General features: G+C 73.9%; 17 protein-coding genes. 12 read left to right on the top strand and 5 right to left on the bottom strand.

What is annotated here, in order from left to right:
* The first annotated feature begins 8 nt into the window (after window positions 1-8).
* Together ACZ6ZT_RS29580 and ACZ6ZT_RS29575 are read left to right on the top strand one after the other, a co-directional pair.
* A complete protein-coding gene (locus ACZ6ZT_RS29580; protein WP_469723160.1) occupies window positions 9-773 on the top strand; it encodes an SDR family oxidoreductase in 765 nt (254 codons plus the stop codon).
* Between the two features lies 1 nt (window position 774).
* Window positions 775-1686 (top strand): SDR family oxidoreductase, encoded by a 912-nt coding sequence (locus tag ACZ6ZT_RS29575; protein WP_469723158.1) that lies wholly within the window; start codon window positions 775-777, stop codon window positions 1684-1686.
* A 21-nt stretch (window positions 1687-1707) separates the two neighbouring features.
* Here ACZ6ZT_RS29575 and ACZ6ZT_RS29570 read toward each other — a convergent pair whose 3' ends face one another.
* From ACZ6ZT_RS29570 to ACZ6ZT_RS29560, 3 genes are all read right to left on the bottom strand, one after another.
* Entirely contained in the window at window positions 1708-2238 is a 531-nt protein-coding gene (locus tag ACZ6ZT_RS29570) for a hypothetical protein (RefSeq protein WP_469723157.1), read from the bottom strand.
* 69 nt (window positions 2239-2307) lie between these two features.
* Entirely contained in the window at window positions 2308-2856 is a 549-nt protein-coding gene (locus tag ACZ6ZT_RS29565; protein WP_469723233.1) for a DUF1062 domain-containing protein, read from the bottom strand.
* Between the two features lie 184 nt (window positions 2857-3040).
* Window positions 3041-3433, bottom strand: coding sequence for a hypothetical protein (locus ACZ6ZT_RS29560; RefSeq protein WP_469723155.1), 393 nt, complete (start codon window positions 3431-3433; stop codon window positions 3041-3043).
* Window positions 3434-3740: 307 nt separating this feature from the next.
* On the opposite strand from ACZ6ZT_RS29560, the gene ACZ6ZT_RS29555 reads away from it, so the two are divergent.
* The 8 genes from ACZ6ZT_RS29555 (at window position 3741) to ACZ6ZT_RS29520 (ending at window position 10840) form a co-directional block, all read left to right on the top strand.
* Window positions 3741-4394: a DUF4360 domain-containing protein gene (locus ACZ6ZT_RS29555; protein ID WP_469723154.1), complete on the top strand. Its 654-nt coding sequence runs from the start codon at window positions 3741-3743 to the stop codon at window positions 4392-4394.
* 35 nt (window positions 4395-4429) lie between these two features.
* Window positions 4430-5095, top strand: coding sequence for a DUF4360 domain-containing protein (locus ACZ6ZT_RS29550; protein ID WP_469723153.1), 666 nt, complete (start codon window positions 4430-4432; stop codon window positions 5093-5095).
* A 159-nt stretch (window positions 5096-5254) separates the two neighbouring features.
* The gene (locus tag ACZ6ZT_RS29545) at window positions 5255-6043 is read left to right on the top strand and encodes a 2-keto-4-pentenoate hydratase (protein ID WP_469723152.1); all 789 of its coding nucleotides are present in this window, start codon (window positions 5255-5257) and stop codon (window positions 6041-6043) included.
* Between the two features lie 12 nt (window positions 6044-6055).
* On the top strand, window positions 6056-6952 hold the full coding sequence (locus ACZ6ZT_RS29540; RefSeq protein WP_469723150.1) for an acetaldehyde dehydrogenase (acetylating): 897 nt from the start codon (window positions 6056-6058) through the stop codon (window positions 6950-6952).
* Window positions 6949-7983, top strand: coding sequence for a 4-hydroxy-2-oxovalerate aldolase (gene dmpG, locus ACZ6ZT_RS29535; RefSeq protein WP_469723149.1), 1035 nt, complete (start codon window positions 6949-6951; stop codon window positions 7981-7983). The genes ACZ6ZT_RS29540 and dmpG overlap by 4 nt, the downstream gene beginning before the upstream one ends.
* Window positions 7984-8035: 52 nt before the next feature.
* Window positions 8036-9187, top strand: a complete 1152-nt coding sequence (locus ACZ6ZT_RS29530) for a Rieske 2Fe-2S domain-containing protein (RefSeq protein ID WP_469723148.1) — start codon at window positions 8036-8038, stop codon at window positions 9185-9187.
* Window positions 9184-9540 carry a hypothetical protein gene (locus tag ACZ6ZT_RS29525; protein ID WP_469723147.1) on the top strand — a complete coding sequence of 119 codons (357 nt, stop codon included), beginning with the start codon at window positions 9184-9186 and terminating at the stop codon, window positions 9538-9540. The genes ACZ6ZT_RS29530 and ACZ6ZT_RS29525 overlap by 4 nt, the downstream gene beginning before the upstream one ends.
* A gap of 283 nt (window positions 9541-9823) precedes the next feature.
* Window positions 9824-10840, top strand: coding sequence for a 2Fe-2S iron-sulfur cluster-binding protein (locus ACZ6ZT_RS29520; protein ID WP_469723146.1), 1017 nt, complete (start codon window positions 9824-9826; stop codon window positions 10838-10840).
* Window positions 10841-10916: 76 nt separating this feature from the next.
* Here ACZ6ZT_RS29520 and ACZ6ZT_RS29515 read toward each other — a convergent pair whose 3' ends face one another.
* Both ACZ6ZT_RS29515 and ACZ6ZT_RS29510 read right to left on the bottom strand, forming a co-directional pair.
* Window positions 10917-11804, bottom strand: a complete 888-nt coding sequence (locus ACZ6ZT_RS29515) for an IclR family transcriptional regulator (protein ID WP_469723145.1) — start codon at window positions 11802-11804, stop codon at window positions 10917-10919.
* Window positions 11805-12036: 232 nt separating this feature from the next.
* Window positions 12037-13263, bottom strand: coding sequence for an IS110 family RNA-guided transposase (locus ACZ6ZT_RS29510; protein ID WP_469723144.1), 1227 nt, complete (start codon window positions 13261-13263; stop codon window positions 12037-12039).
* Window positions 13264-13740: 477 nt separating this feature from the next.
* On the opposite strand from ACZ6ZT_RS29510, the gene hsaA reads away from it, so the two are divergent.
* Window positions 13741-14910, top strand: coding sequence for a 3-hydroxy-9,10-secoandrosta-1,3,5(10)-triene-9,17-dione monooxygenase oxygenase subunit (hsaA, locus tag ACZ6ZT_RS29505; RefSeq protein ID WP_469723143.1), 1170 nt, complete (start codon window positions 13741-13743; stop codon window positions 14908-14910).
* A complete protein-coding gene (gene hsaD, locus ACZ6ZT_RS29500; RefSeq protein WP_469723142.1) occupies window positions 14907-15764 on the top strand; it encodes a 4,5:9,10-diseco-3-hydroxy-5,9,17-trioxoandrosta-1(10),2-diene-4-oate hydrolase in 858 nt (285 codons plus the stop codon). Before hsaA ends, hsaD begins: the two co-directional genes overlap by 4 nt.
* The last annotated feature ends 8 nt before the right edge of the window (window positions 15765-15772 follow it).

Below are 15772 nucleotides of genomic sequence, written 5' to 3'. Positions count from 1 at the left end.
AGCAGCCGATGGAGCTCAAGGGGAGGGTCGTCGTCGTCACCGGCGGAACCCGGGGCGTGGGCGCCGGGATCGCGCGGGCGTTCCTCGCGGCGGGCGCCGAGGTCGTCGTCTGTGCCCGCCGGCCACCGGAGCGGCCGGTGGCCGCCGACGGGCGCGAGGCCGTCTTCGCCGCCGTCGACCTGCGTGAACCCGCCGCCGTGGAGGGGTTCTTCGCGGAGGTGGCCGCGCGCCACGGGCGGCTGGACTGCCTGGTGAACAACGCGGGTGGCGGCCCGTACCGGCTCCTGGCCGACGGCGGGGCCGAGCGGCACGCCCGGGTCCTCGCGCTGAACCTGGTCGCCCCGATGACGGCCTCGCTCGCGGCCTACCCGTGGCTGCGGGCGGCCCGGGGCTCGGTGGTGATGATCGGCAGCGTCAGCGGCACCCGCCCCTCGCCCGGCACCGCCGCCTACGGCGCGGCCAAGGCGGGGCTGGAGCACCTGGCCCGCTCGATGGCCGTGGAGTGGGCGCCCGAGGTACGGGTCAACTCGCTGGTGCCGGGCATGGTGCGGACCGAGCTGGCGCACCTGCACTACGGGGACGCGGCCGGGGTCGCCGCCGTCGGCGCGACCGTCCCGCTGGGCCGGCTCGCCGAACCCTCGGACGTCGGGGAGGCGGCGGTGTTCCTCGCCTCCGACCGGGCGGCCTACATCAGCGGGGCGAGCCTGCTGGTGCACGGGGGCGGGGAGCGGCCGGCCTTCCTCGACGCGGCAACCGTCAACAAGGAGAACTGAGATGGGCATGGCGGACGGACGAGTGGTCGTCGTGACCGGCGCGGGCCGGGGCCTGGGCCGGGCGCACGCCCTGGCCTTCGCGGAGCAGGGGGCGCGGGTCGTCGTCAACGACCTCGGAGTGGGCCTGGACGGGCAGCCCGGGCCGGACGGCCCGGCGGCGCGGGTGGTCGAGGAGATCCGGGCGGCGGGCGGCGAGGCGGTGGCCCACGGCGGGGACATCGCCACCGCCGAGGGCGCGGCCTCGCTGGTGGAGCGGGCGCTCTCGGCCTTCGGCCGGCTGGACACCCTGGTCAACAACGCCGGGTTCCTGCGCGACCGGATGCTCGTCAACCTGGAGGAGGACGACTGGGACGCGGTGATGCGGGTGCACCTGAAGGGGCACTTCCTGCCGCTGAAGCACGCCGCCGCGTGGTGGCGGGCCGAGGCGAAGGCGGGCCGGCCGGTGGCCGCGCGGGTGGTCAACACCTCGTCGGGGGCGGGCCTGCTGGGCTCCGTCGGGCAGGGCAACTACAGCGCGGCGAAGGCGGGGATCCTCGGCCTGACCCTGGTGGCGGCGGCGGAGATGGGCCGGTACGGGGTCCAGGTCAACGCCATCGCCCCGGCGGCCCGGACCCGGATGACGGAACGGACCTTCGCGCAGACCATGGCGGCCCCCGCGCCGGGCGCCTTCGACGCGATGGCCCCGGAGAACGTCTCCCCGCTGGTGGTCTGGCTGGGCTCGGACGCCTCGGCGGGCGTGACGGGCCGCGTCTTCGAGGCGGAGGGCGGCCGCATCACGGTGATGGAGGGCTGGCGCCCCGGCCCCACCGCCGCCCGCGCCGGCCGCTGGACCCCGGCGGAAGCAGGCGAAACCGCCGCGAAACTCCTGGCGGCCTCGGAACCCCCGGGGGCGGTGTACGGGGCCCGGGGGTAGCGGGGGAGGCCGGTCGGCCCCTCAGGCCCCGTCGGGCCACAGGGGTCGGGCTTGGAGGGCCGCCGTGCGGATTGCGGTGCCGTCCAGGGTGAGTTCGGCTTCGGTGAAGCCGCGCCGGGGCCACGCGCACGACAGGGTGAGCGGTCCGGGTGGCGGCAGCGGCCACGCCCACAGGGTCAGGCGTACGTGTTCGCCGCCGTCCGGGCCGCCCCAGCCGCTCTCGGCCCGGCTCGTCACCAGCACGGGCCCGCGTCCGTCGCGCAGCCCGGCCTCGTCGTCCGCCGCCGCGCCCCGGCCATCCGCGAGCCGGAGGCGGAATCGCGGCTCCGCCAGCCCGGTGGTGTCCGCCGGGTCGGGCGGCGGCCCGCCGGGCGAGGCCCCACGGGCGTGGGCCTCCACCTCCATCTCGAAGCCGACGGGGTAGGCGAGCACCTGCCGGACCACCACCACGGCCCCGCCCGACCGGCCGACGAGCAGCGAGCCGGCGACGTGTCCGCCGGTCATCGGCGGGGGCGCGTACCACGCGGGCAGTTCTTCGACGTTGTCGGCCACGCGTCGAGCGTACGCGCGACGGCCCCGCGCCGGACAGAGCGCGGGACCGTCGCGTGGGGGCCTTGCGGGTCAGCGCTTGAGGGTGAAGGTGAAGTCCCCGGAGAGCTTGCCGGTCAGGCGGACCGCCGAGACCAGGCTCCCCTCCGCGACCAGCCGTTCGGCCTCGGCCCGCGTGAGAGCGCAGCCTTCGGCGATCAGGCGCAGCGGCCGGACCGGGATCCGCGCCGCGAAGCGGACCGAGACGTCGATGACCTCGCGGTCCAGGTGGTCCGAACCGCCGGTGTCGAGCCGCCAGGCGCCGTCCCAGTCGAGGGCGACGCGGTTGCGGCGCAGCACGGCCGGCTCCCGGAGCAGCTCGGCCGCCAGGCCGGGGTCGTTGGCGTGCAGCCGGTCGAGCAGCTCCGGCCGTACGGAGCGGACGTTCGCCCGCTCCAGGACGGACAGCTTCGCCGTGTCACCGCAGCCGGTGCACAGGACGAGGAGCCAGGCGTCGAGGAGCTTGTGGTGGGCGTTGACGCGGAACTTGCCGTGGGACCGGAAGCGCTCGGCCGCGCAGCTGTGGCAGCGGCGGAGGACGACGGGCAGGCAGGTGGGCATGACGACCCAGGTGTTGAGCACAGGAGTACACCGCATTCAGTGAGAAATCCGCAGCGGGAAGCAGCGCGGCGCGGAAGCGCGACGCGCGACGAATCAGCAGTCGGGGTGTCTCACACGAGGTACAACGGGCCGTCCTAGCCTGGGCGATGTGGTCCACGGGCACGCTAACGGCCCCCACCGCCCCCGCTCCACCGGTTTTCCCGGGCTACGCCCCCACCACCCCCAGCACCCGCAGAACGGCCCCGCCCGTCCACTCCGCGAGGGCGACGGCGTCGGCGCGGAGTCCCTCCGGGAGGTGGACGCGGTCGCCTTCGCGGAGCAGGAGGACGGGGTGGCCCGGGAGGATCAGGGCCGCGTCCAGCCGCACGGTCAGCTCGGCCACGATGTCGAAGATCCGCCCCCGGTGCGGCCGGTCGACCATCAGCCCGGTCGTGTCCGCGTAGACCTCCGCCTCGCCGCCGTCCGGGGCGCGGATGAAGAGGGGAACGCCCTGGCCGTCGCCCACGAGGTGGGGCCGGAGGACCTCGCGCAGGACGGCCTGGTCCAGGGGCGCCGACCGGCCGTGCCGGAAGCGCTCCACGAAGATGCTGTAGCTCACGGCGGGAAGCCTCGTTTCGTTTCGTCGTCCCCGGTGGCGGCGGTCCTCGGTGGCGCGGAGCCGGGCGCGGGCGGGAGGGTTGGGGGTTCGGGACATCCTGGCGGGGCCTTGGGTGGGGGCCTCGGGGGAGCGGGGCCGGTGGGGTGGGGGTGTGGGGGTTGTGGAGTTGTGGGTTCCGGCCAGGGGGCGGGGCGGGGGTGCCGGGGCCGGGTGCTTGTCCGGTACGCGTCCCTCGGTCACCCCGTTCGCCGTGGTGGCATGTCCATGCTCATCCCCTCATCCGTTCCCGACCTACGGAGTACCCGGCATGCTGTTGCGCAGACTCGCCTTCGGGACCGCCGCCCTCGCCCTGGCGGCCGTCGCCGCACCCGCCCCCGCGCAGGCCGCCGACACCCCCTCGGCCCCGCCCGGCCGCGTCACCGTCGAGGTCGTCGGCGCCAACGGCTCCGGCTGCCCCCAGGGCACCACCGAGGTCGCCGCCGCCTCCGACAACACCGCCTTCACCGTCACCTACAGCAACTACCTCGCCCAGACCGGCGCCGGCGCCGGCGGCACCGAGTTCCGCAAGAACTGCCAGCTCGCCCTGCGCGTCCACGTCCCCCAGGGCTACACGTACGCCATCGCCCGCGCCGACTACCGCGGCTTCGCCCACCTCCAGCGCGGCGCCTACGGCCAGGAGCGCGCCGGGTACTACTTCCAGGGCGCCGCCCAGACCACCCGCATCACCCACCAGGTCAACGGCCCCTTCTCCGACAACTGGCAGGCCAGCGACCAGACCTCCTCCAACGACCTCGTGTGGGCCCCCTGCGGCGAGGAGCGGAACCTCAACGTCAACACCGAACTCCGGGTCTACGGCGGCACCTCCGGCCCCCAGAACCTCAGCTTCATGAGCATGGACTCCACGGACGGCAGCGTCAGCACCGTCTACCACTTCGAGTGGAAGGAATGCCCCGCCGCCTGACCGTGGACCGCGCGCACGCAGAAGGAGTGACACCGATGCCTCATTCCCTGTCCCGCACCCTGCTCGTCGGCGGCGCCGCAGCCGCCCTGATCGCCACCGCCGCCCCCGCCCAGGCCACGGCCCCGCAGATCACGGTCCCGCCGGACAAGATCGTCATCGAACTCGCCACCGTGAACGGCTCGGGCTGCCGCGAGGGCACCGCCCAGGTCGCCGTCGCCCCCGACAACACCGCCTTCACCGTCACCTACAGCGACTACATGGCCCAGATCGGCCCCGGCGCCCCGCCGACCGGCTTCCGCAAGAACTGCCAGCTCAACCTCCGCGTCCACGTGCCGAACGGCTTCACGTACGCCATCGTCCAGGCCGACTACCGCGGCTTCGCCTACCTCCAGCCCGGCGCGTCCGGCGTGGAGCGAGCCAACTACTACTTCCAGGGCATGCCGCAGACCACCCAGCGCAGCCACACCTTCAGCGGCCCGCTGGACGACAACTGGCAGACCTCCGACAAGACCGAGTACGCGGACCTCGTCTGGGCCCCCTGCGGCGAGAAGCGCAACTTCAACATCAACACCGAACTCCGTGTGAACCCCGGGACGTCCGGCCCGAACGCCACCAGCTTCATGGCGATGGACTCCACCGACGCGAGCGTGAACACCCTCTACCACCTCGCCTGGGAGGTGTGTCCGGCGCCGAGGAAGTAAAGCCGCACCGCCGCACAGCCGCGGGCCGGGACGGGTGACCGTTGCGGCCCGCTCCGCTTTCCCGCTCAGCGGGACAACGGGCTCCCGCCCACCGCCACCCCCCGCCTACCGTCTGCGGCACCACACCACACCACACCCCACCGCAGCCGGGAGGCCCCCATGCTCGACGACCGGCTCCGGCGCGAGGCCGCCGCGCTGCTGCGCGCGGCGGAGCTGCGGCGGACCCCCGTACGGCCGCTGGCCGAGCTGTTCGAGGGGATCGGCGCCGAGGACGCGTACGAGATCCAGCTCCTCAACATCCACCGCCGGGTCCAGGAGGACGGCGCCCGCGTCACCGGGCACAAGGTCGGGCTGTCCTCGCCCGTCATGCAGGCCATGATGGGCGTCGAGGAGCCCGATTACGGGCACCTCCTCGACGCCATGGAGCTGCGCTCCGGGGTCCCCGTCCCGGTGGCCGCGTACTGCGCGCCCCGTATCGAGGTCGAGGTCGGCTTCGTGCTCGGCGCCGACCTGCCCGGCGAAGGCTGCACCGAGGCCGACGTGCTCGCCGCCACCGAGCGCGTCGTCCCCGCCCTGGAGCTCATCGACAGCCGCATCGCGGACTGGCGGATCTCCCTCGCCGACACCATCGCCGACAACGCCTCCTCCGCCGGTTACGTCATCGGCCCCGGCCGCGACCCCCGCGAGCTGGACCTGAAGGCCATCGAGGCCCGCCTCACCGACGACGACGGCGCCACCCTCGCCACCGGCCGCTCCGACGCCGTCCTCGGCGATCCCGCCACCGCCGTCGCCTGGCTGGCCCGTACCGTCGCCCGCTTCGGGGTCCGGCTGCGGGCCGGGCACCTCGTCCTGCCCGGGTCCTGCACCCGCGCCGTGGACGTGGCCGCCGGGCGGACCTACACCGCCGGGTTCAGCGGCCTGGGCGCCGTGTCCCTCTCCTTCCTCTGACCGGAGTACCGCGTGAAGAAAGCCACCGCAGCCATCGTCGGCTCCGGCAACATAGGCACCGACCTGCTCTACAAGCTGCTCCGCTCCCCGCACATCGAGCCCCGCTGGATGATCGGCGTCGACCCCGCCAGCGAGGGCCTCGCCCGGGCCCGCCGGGCCGGGCTGGAGACCTCCCACGAGGGCGTCGAACCGCTGCTCGGCTCCCGGGGAGAGCTGCCCGACCTGGTCTTCGAGGCCACCTCCGCGTCCGTGCACCGCGCCAACGCCCCGCGCTACGAGGCGCTCGGCATCAAGACCGTCGACCTGACCCCCGCCGCCGTCGGCCCCGCCGTGGTGCCGCCCGCGAACCTGACCGCCCACCTGGACCGGCCCAACGTCAACATGATCACCTGTGGCGGCCAGGCCACCATCCCGATCGTGTACGCCGTCTCGCGCGTGGTGCCCGTCGCGTACGCGGAGATCGTCGCCTCGGTCGCCTCGGTGTCGGCCGGGCCGGGCACCCGCGCCAACATCGACGAGTTCACCCGTACCACCGCCCGGGGCATCGAGGAGATCGGCGGCGCCGCGCGCGGCAAGGCGATCATCATCCTCAACCCGGCCGACCCGCCCGTCATCATGCGCGACACCGTCTTCTGCGCCATCCCCGAGGACGCCGACCGCGAGGCCGTCACCGCCTCCGTCAAGCGGATCGCCGAGGACGTCGCCGCGTACGTGCCCGGCTACCGGCTGCGCGCCGAGCCGCAGTTCGACGCCCCGTCGCCCGCGACCGGCGGGCACGCCCGGGTCGCGGTGTTCCTGGAGGTGGAGGGCGCGGGCGACTACCTGCCGCCCTACGCCGGAAACCTCGACATCATGACCGCCGCCGCCACCAAGGCCGGCGAGGAGTTCGCGAAGGGCCTCCACCTGTGAAGACGTACTCCGACACCCTCGACATCCGGATCACCGACTCCTCGCTGCGCGACGGCTCGCACGCCGTGCGCCACCGCTTCACCGCCGAGGACGTACGGTCCGTCGTGGCGGCGCTCGACGGCGCGGGCGTCCCCGTCATCGAAGTCACCCACGGCGACGGACTCGGCGGCTCCTCCTTCAACTACGGTTTCTCCGCCACCCCCGAGCAGGACCTCATCAAGGCCGCCGCCGAGACGGCCCGGAACGCGAAGATCGCCTTCCTGATGCTGCCCGGCCTCGGCGTCCTCGACGACATCCGCGCCGCCCAGGCGGGCGGCGGCGCCGTCTGCCGGATCGCCACCCACTGCACCGAGGCCGACATCTCCGTCCAGCACTTCGGGCTGGCCCGCGCCCTCGGCCTGGAGACCGTCGGCTTCCTGATGATGGCCCACTCCACCAGCCCCGAGGACCTCGCCCGCCAGGGCCGGATCATGGCCGACGCCGGCTGCCAGTGCGTGTACGTGGTCGACTCGGCCGGGGCCATGGTGATGGACCAGGTCACCGACCGGGTCGCGGCGCTGGCCGCCGAGCTGGGGGACGACGCGCAGACCGGCTTCCACGGGCACGAGAACCTCGGCCTCGGCGTCGGCAACTCCGTCGCCGCCGTCCGCGCCGGCGCCGTGCAGATCGACGGCTCCACCCGCCGCCTCGGCGCCGGGGCGGGCAACACGCCCGTCGAGGCCTTCGCCGCCGTCTGCCGGAAGATGGGCCTGCGCACCGGCATCGACGTCCTCAAGATCATCGACGCGGCCGAGGACGTGGTGCGGCCCGTCATGGACGACGAATGCCGGCTCGACCGGATGGCCCTGCTCATGGGCCACGCCGGGGTCTACTCCAGCTTCCTCGCGCACGCCTACCGCCAGGCCGCCCGCTACGGCGTCTCCGGCCCGCGGATCCTGCTGCGCGCGGGCGAACGCGGCCTCGTCGGCGGCCAGGAGGACCAGCTCATCGACATCGCGCTCGAACTCGCCGTGGCCGCCACCGGCCGTTAGCCGGGCCCCTTCTCCCACCGCTCACCCCGCAACGAAGTGGAGGGCCACACCCATGACCCCAACGACCCCGGGCACCGCCGCCGTGGACGGGCCCCGCGTCATCGAGGCGGCCGCCGTCCCCGACCGGTTCGCCCGCGGCTGGCACTGCCTCGGCCTCGCCGCCGACTTCGCGGGCGGCCGGCCGCACGAGGTGGAGGCCTTCGGCACCCGCCTCGTGGTCTTCCGCGGAGCCCGGGACGCAGCCCCGCACGTCCTGAACGCGTACTGCCCCCACATGGGCGGCAACCTCGCCCACGGCACCGTCAAGGACGACACCGTCGCCTGTCCCTTCCACGACTGGCGCTGGTCCGGCGACGGCCGCTGCGCCGCCGTCCCCTACGCCCGCCGGGTCCCGCCGCGCGCCCGCACCCGCGCCTGGACCACCCTGGAACGCAACGGCCAGCTCTACGTGTGGCACGACCCCGAGGGCAACCCGCCGCCCGCCGACGTCACCATCCCCGCCATCGAGGGCTACGGGGAGGCCGACTGGAGCGGGTGGAGCTGGAACTCGCTGCGCGTGGAGAACGCCAACTGCCGCGAGATCGTGGACAACGTGGTGGACATGGCGCACTTCTACTACGTGCACTACGCCTTCCCGCACCGCTTCAAGAACGTCTTCGACGGGCATGTAGCCACCCAGTACATGGAGTCCACCCCGCGCGGCGACGTCGACCTCGGCACCCTCTCCACCGGCGGCGGCCTGCGCTCCGACGCCTCCTACCACGGCCCCTCGTACATGATCGACCGGCTGTGGAGCGATGTGAGCGGCGGGCAGGAGATGGAGTCCGTCCTCATCAACTGCCATTACCCCGTGGACGCGAACAGCTTCGTCCTGATGTACGGGGCGATGGTCAGGAAGCTGCCCGGCATGAGCGACGAGCAGGCGGCGGATGCCGCGCGGCTCACCTCGGAGGGGCTGGCGGTGGGCTTCGAGCAGGACGTGGAGATCTGGCGGAACAAGACCCGGATCGACAACCCGCTCCTGACGGAGGAGGACGGCCCGGTGTACCAGCTGCGCCGCTGGTACGAGCAGTTCTACGTGGACGCCGCCGACGTCCGCGAGGAGATGGTGCGGCGCTTCGAGTTCGAGATCGACACCAGCCGGGCCACCGCCGCCTGGCGGGCGGAGGTCGAGGCGAACCTCGCGCGGCGGGCCGCCGGATGACGCCCGTGGTGTGCGGGGCGTGCGGCAACCGGGTGTGGTGCGAGAAGTTCAGCCCCGCGCACACCCAGGTGCAGTGGACGGGCGACGCCGCCGCGCTGTGCCCGCACATCGCCGCCGAGGTCGCCGCGGGCCGGCCAAGCGGCCGCGCCCGCTCCTGCGAGCGGCTCGCCGACGCCATCGGGGCGGCGGTCCGCGAGGGGCGCCTGCGCGAAACCCCGCGGGACGGGGGCGGGGTGGCCGGACCGCCACCGGACGGGGGCGCCTTGAGCGGGGCGCGCCCCGGCGGGCCCGGCCCGGGCGCGGAGGCGTCCGGTGAGCCCGGCCCGGGCGCGGAGGTGCCCGGTGACGTCTGAGCACGGCGTCCCGCCCGGCCGGCCTTCGCCGGGGGGAGCGGCCCCGGGAACGGGGCCGGGAGGGGGGCCGGGAGGGGGTCCGAGTACGGACTCGGGCGGGAGCCCCAGCGGGGGTCCGGGCCGGGCTGCGAGGTACCCGGTGATGCCTGAGCACCGGGTCCCGCCCGGCTCGCCGTCACCGGCGGGTCCCCCGGCGGGCGGCCCCGGCCCGGGCGCGGTCCCGGGCGCTGAGGCCGCGGGCGGAGGCGGGTCCGCCGGGGTGGTGGCAGGCTCCGGGGGACCCGTGGCTCCCGCGGCCCCCGGTGGGCTGGTGGTGCGGGTCAGGGCGCGGATCCAGGAGACCCTGGTGGCCGTGTCGCTCGTGCTGGAGCCGGAGCTCCCGTACGCGCCGGGGCAGTTCCTCACGGTCCGGATCCCCGGCGGGGGCGCCCGGTGCTACTCCCTGGCCAGCTCCCCGCACACCGGCGAGCCGATGCGCATCACCGTCAAGCGGGTCCCCGGCGGGGCCGGCTCCGGCTGGGTCTGCGACACCGTGGTCCCGGGTGACGAACTGGAGGTGCTCGCGCCCACGGGGGCCTTCACCCCGGGACCGGGCGGCCTGGACGCCGATCTGCTGCTGGTGGCGGGCGGCAGCGGGATCACCCCCGTCGTCTCCCTCGCGAAGTCGGCCCTGGTGGCCGGGCGGGGGCGGGTCGCGCTGCTCTACGCCAACCGGGACGCCGAGTCGGTGATCTTCGCGGAGGAGCTGCGGCGGCTGGCCGGGGAGCACCCCGGGCGGTTCGGCGTCGTGCACTGGCTGGAGGAGCTCCAGGGGCTGCCGACCGCCGGCCGGCTCGGACCGCTGCTGGCCCCGTACGCCGGGCGCGAGGCCTGGCTGTGCGGGCCCGGCCCGCTGATGGACGCCGCCGAGGCCGCCCTGCGCGCGGCCGGGACCGCCCCCGGCCGGATCCACCGCGAGCGCTACTTCTCCCTCGCCGCCGACGTCTTCGCCCCCGCCGCCGCACCGGCCCCCGGCCCCACCGACACCCCGGCCGTCGTCGAGGCGGAGCTGGACGGGACCGCGTACCGGCTGCCCTGGGACCGGCGGACCCCGCTGCTCGACGTGCTGCTCGCGGCGGGCGTCGAAGCCCCGTACTCCTGCCGGGAGGGCGCCTGCGCGGCCTGCTGCTGCCGGGTCCTGGAGGGCGAGGTCACCATGGGCCGCAACGAGGTCCTGGACGCCACCGACCTGGCCGAGGGGTACGTCCTGGCCTGCCAGGCGCTGCCGCTCACCGACCGGGTGCGCATCGGCTACGCGTGAGAAAGGCCCCGGGTCCGGCCCCCTGGCGAGGGGTCGGGTCCGGGGCCTCACTCGTGCGATGGGATATGACTACCCGCTACATCCACTCGCTGAACCGCAGCCAGCCCAACATGTTGTCCATCGCCCGTTCGGAGACGGCCGGTTCGCCCTCCGGCGGGGCGGCCGGGGCCGCCCGGCCCGCCCGCCGCCCGGCCCCGTACAGCTCCCGCCACACCGCCCGCGCGCACCCCGCGACCGGCGGCGCCAGCCGTACCAGTTCCCGCTCGCCGCCCCCGACCGCCGAGAGCGACACGGCGGCGACCGCCCGTCCGGCGCCCCGCAGCGGCGCCGCCACGCACGAGACGCCCCGGAAGCTCTCCTCCCGGTCGAAGGCGATCCCGCGGTCGCGGGTGGCCGCCAGCTCCGCGCGCAGCGCGAGCGGCCGGACCAGGGTGCGGGCCGTCCGCGGGCGCAGGCCCCGCGCGAGGACCCGCTCGACGGCGTCCGGACCGCTGAACGCCAGGATCGCCTTGCCCGCCGCCGTGGAGTACGCCGGCATCCGGCCGCCGACCCGGGAGGGCACGGCCGTGGCCTCCGAGCCGCCGATCCGCTCCAGGCACACCACCTCCGCCCCGTCCAGCACCGACAGGTGCACCAGCTGGCCGGTCCGCTCGTGCAGGTCGTGCAGCAGCGGCAGCGCCGCGCGGCGCAGCCGGTTGTGGTGCGCGGCGAGCGCGCCCAGCTCCAGCATCCGCATGCCCATCCGGTAGTCCCGGCCCTCCCGGTCCAGCCAGCGCAGCCGCACCAGCTGGTCGAGGATCCGGTGGGCCGACGAGCGGGGGATCCCGGAGCGGCGCACGACCTCGGTGAGGGAGAGGCGCGGGTCCGGGCCCTCGAAGGCGCCCAGCACGCTCGCGGCCTTCTCCAGCAGCGAGGGCGGCGGCCGGTGCGCGTGCGGTGCCCGCGGTGACAGCTCTGTCTCCATGGCCTCTGTCTCCATGGCCCGCACCCTGACACGGGCGCTCGGCCGCCGGGAAGCACCCGGACGTAATTATTTCTGTCAGGAATACTCCTATTAGGTCTACGAGGAGTGCGGTTCCGGGGTTCCCGCTCAGCGGGAACGGCGAGTTCCGCCGCCCGGCGCCCCGGCGTACGTTCACCGCACCCGGCAGCCCCCCACGGCACCTCCGAGAAAGACATCTCACGGCGTTAAGCCGTCAAGCCGCTACTGCCAGAGAGGAGGGAAACGCCTGATGTTCGTCGAACAGTGTGTTGTGTTTGAGGCAGTGGAAGAGCTGGCCGAGCATGCGGTTGAACAGGTGCCGTTGGGCCTGGGCGTGCCAGTCCCCGACTTCTCGTCGGTGGCGGTAGTGAGCGTTCGCGCCAGGCGAAGCCTGCAAGGAGGAGAACGCCCAGAGGTAGCCGGCGTGGTGGAGCCGATTGTTCTTGATCATGCGACGTCCGACGTGGTGCTTCTTGCCAGATGCACGGGTGATGGGCGCCGATCCGGCGTAGGCCTTCAGCGACCGGGCTTCGGCGAACCGCGTGCGGTCGTCGCCGATCTCAGCGAGCACCCGGGCGCCGGTCTGCGGGCCGAGGCCGGGGAAGCTCAGCAGGACCTCAGCGTCCGGATGCTGGCGAAAAGAGGCCTCGGCCGCCTCCGCGAGCTCGTCGGCGGCGATGCAGACAGCGTCGAGTTGCCGCAGCAGGGCGAGCATCTGCTTGCCCAGAGCCTCCTCGACAAGACCCGGCTGGTGGGCGAAGTCACCACGGAACACTTCGCGCAGCCGTTCGACTTCGGCGTCGATGCCCCGGGTTCGGCCCGCTCGCTTGAGAGCGGATCGCAACTGGGCCCGCGAGACGCTCGCGGCCTTGGCCGGGGTCGGAGCGAGGGCCAGCAGGGCACGGGCTTCTGGCCGGCACAGGCCGTTTTGCCAGACCGCGAAGGCCTCCAGAGCAGCGGGATAGTACTCGCGCAGCAGGGACCGCAGCTGGTTGGAGATCTGCTGACGGTTCCAGGTCGCGTCCTGCTGAGCTCGGGCGAGGACCGCGATCGCCCTGGCGAGGTCGCTGTCCTCGGGCAGGGGGCGGTGCATGGGCATGTCGGTTCGCAGGATGTTCGCCAGGACCAGGGCGTCGCCTGGGTCGGACTTCTTGCGCGAGACGCCATGTCGGTCCCGGTAGCGGGCCGCAGCCATCGGATTGACTGCGAACACCTGCCGTTTGCCCTGCCGCAGGGCGGCGACCAGCAGGCCGCGGCTGGTCTCGATCGCGACCGGGATCGGTTCGTCCTCGGTGTCGCCGTACTCAGCGAGCAGGTTCAGCAGCAGCCGGTAGCCGGCCACATCGTCCGTGATGCGGCGCTTGGCCAGCAGCTGTCCGGTGTCGTCGATCAAGGCCACATCGTGGTGGTGTTCGGCCCAGTCGATTCCGCAGTAGATCACTCTCTTCCTCCCCTTGGCACAGGTATCTGCGCTGGCAGCGAGCACATGCGGGCCACGCGGCGACCTAATTCAAGGACTCGACCTCCCCGGTCGGTCCGCCATCTCACAAGCCGTTCGTGGCACCAGCGCACTACACGGGCCTCGGTCTGCCTCAGAACTCAACGGCTCGGGCTTTGCGAGAGGTCACCGCGTAGCGGGCTCGCACCACAAACACCAACGAGTGAAAGCACCGATGGGTGGTGGCGGCCACGGAGACACCGGGCGCCGCCGTGCTCTCGGAAGGCCTTGCCAGGCCCGGGCAATACCTAGGCATACGCCCGGCGCCTGCGAGGCCGCCACCAACCCTGCGTTCCGCCCGCCGCTCTTTCTCAAGGCCTCAAAGGCCTGGGACACACGTAGGCATCACGGAACCGCACTCGAACAGCCCGGACAGACAACCGCCTGATCCGGAACCGCTACGAAGGAATTAGGGACACCATGAGCGACGAAGACGTCCTCGACGCCGTCCGCGCCCTCGCCCCGGCCCTGCGCGAGCGCGCCGCCGAGGCCGAGGCCCTGCGCAAGGTCCCCGAGGAGAGCGTCAAGGAGCTGGCGGACACCGGCTTCTTCCGCCTCCTCCAGCCCCGCTCCCACGGCGGCCGCGCCGCCCACCCCGGCGTCTTCTACGCCGCCGTCAAGGAGATCGCCAAGGCCTGCGGCTCCACCGGCTGGGTCTCCTCCGTCGTCGGCGTCCACCCCTGGCACGTCGCCCTCTACGATCCCCGCGCCCAGCAGGAGGTCTGGGGCGCCGACCAGGACGCCCGCGTCTGCTCCTCCTATGCCCCCACCGGCAAGGTCACCCCCGTCACCGGCGGCTTCACCCTCAGCGGGCGCTGGCACTTCTCCTCCGGCTGCGACCACACCGACTGGGCGCTGCTCGGCGGCCTGGTCACCGACGCCGAGGGCCGGCCCGTCGACATGCGGACCTTCCTCGTCCCCCGCTCCGAGTACCGGATCGACGAGGTCTGGGACACCGTCGGCCTGCGCGGCTCCGGCTCCAACGACATCACCGTCGAGGAGGTGTTCGTCCCCGAGCACCGCGCCCTCAGCTTCGGCCCGGTCACCGCGCTGAGCGTGCCCGGCCATGCGGTGAACCCCGAGCCCGTCTACCGGCTCCCGTACGCGTCCGTGTTCACCACCACCATCTCGACCCCCCTCGTCGGCATCGCCGAAGGCGCCTACGAGGCCCACCTCACCGCCACCCGCGAGCGGTTCCGCGTCTCCTACGGGCAGCAGGCCGCCGAGGACCCCTTCGCCCAGGTCCGCATCGCCCGCGCCGCCAGCGACATCGACGCCTCCTGGCTCCAGCTCCGGCGCAACATCGCCGACCTGTACGCCCTCGCCGAACGCGGCGAGCCGCTGCCGCTCACGATGCGCACCCGCGCCCGGCGCGACCAGGTCCTCGCCTCCGAACGCTGCGTCGCCGCCGTCGACCTCCTCATGGAGAACGCGGGCGGCAGCGCCCAGCGCACCGGCCCCAACCCCCTCCAGCGGGCCTGGCGCGACGTCCACACCGGCCGCGGCCACGCCGCCAACGACCCCGAACGCGCCCTCGTCCTCTTCGGGCAGGGCGCCCTCGGCCTCGACATCCAGGACACGATGCTGTGAGCCACACGTACGAGAGCACCTCCCGCACCGGCAAGGCCGGCGGCCTCACCCTCCACTACCACGAGGCCGGCCCCGACGACCCGGACGCACCCGTCGTGATCATGCTGCACGGCGGCGGTCCCGGCGCCTCGGGCTGGTCCAACTTCGGCGGCAACCTGCCCCACTTCGCCGCCCGCTTCCGGACCCTCCTCGTCGACCAGCCCTGCTACGGCCGTTCCGACAAGCCCGAGCCCGACCGCGACTACTTCAGCTACAGCGCCCTCGCCGTCACCGCCCTCATGGACGGCCTCGGCATCGCACGCGCCCACTTCATCGGCAACTCCCTCGGCGGCGGGGCCGCCACCCGCATCGCCCTCGACCACCCCGACCGGGTCGCGAAGCTGCTGCTGATGGGACCCGGCGGCATCTCGCTCAACCTGTTCTCCGCCGACCCGACCGAAGGCATCAAGCGGCTCTTCGAGTTCAGCCTCGACCCCGAGCCCACCCGCGAGCGGATGCGCACCTTCCTCACCACCCTCGTCCACGACCCGGCGCTCGTCACCGACGCCCTGGTCGAGGAACGCTTCACCCAGGCCACCGACCCCGCCGCCCTGCTCGGCAACGCCCGGATGGCCGCCTCGTTCGCCCGCTGGCCCGGCGACACCCTGCTCTGGCGCGAGGCCCACCGCATCACCTGCCCCGTCCTGCTGACCTGGGGCCGCGAGGACCGCGTCAACCCCGTCGACGGCGCCTTCCTCGCCCTCAAGGCCATCCCCGACGCCCGCCTGCACGTCTTCCCCCGCTGCGGCCACTGGGCGCAGACCGAGGCCGCCGACGCCTTCAACCGCCTCGCCACCGACTTCTTCTCCCACTGAAGGGGCCC

The organism is Streptomyces sp. NPDC102258, from assembly GCF_055584685.1.
Note: the sequence above shows the minus strand (reverse complement) of the source record. Positions and strands in the feature narration are given on the sequence as shown.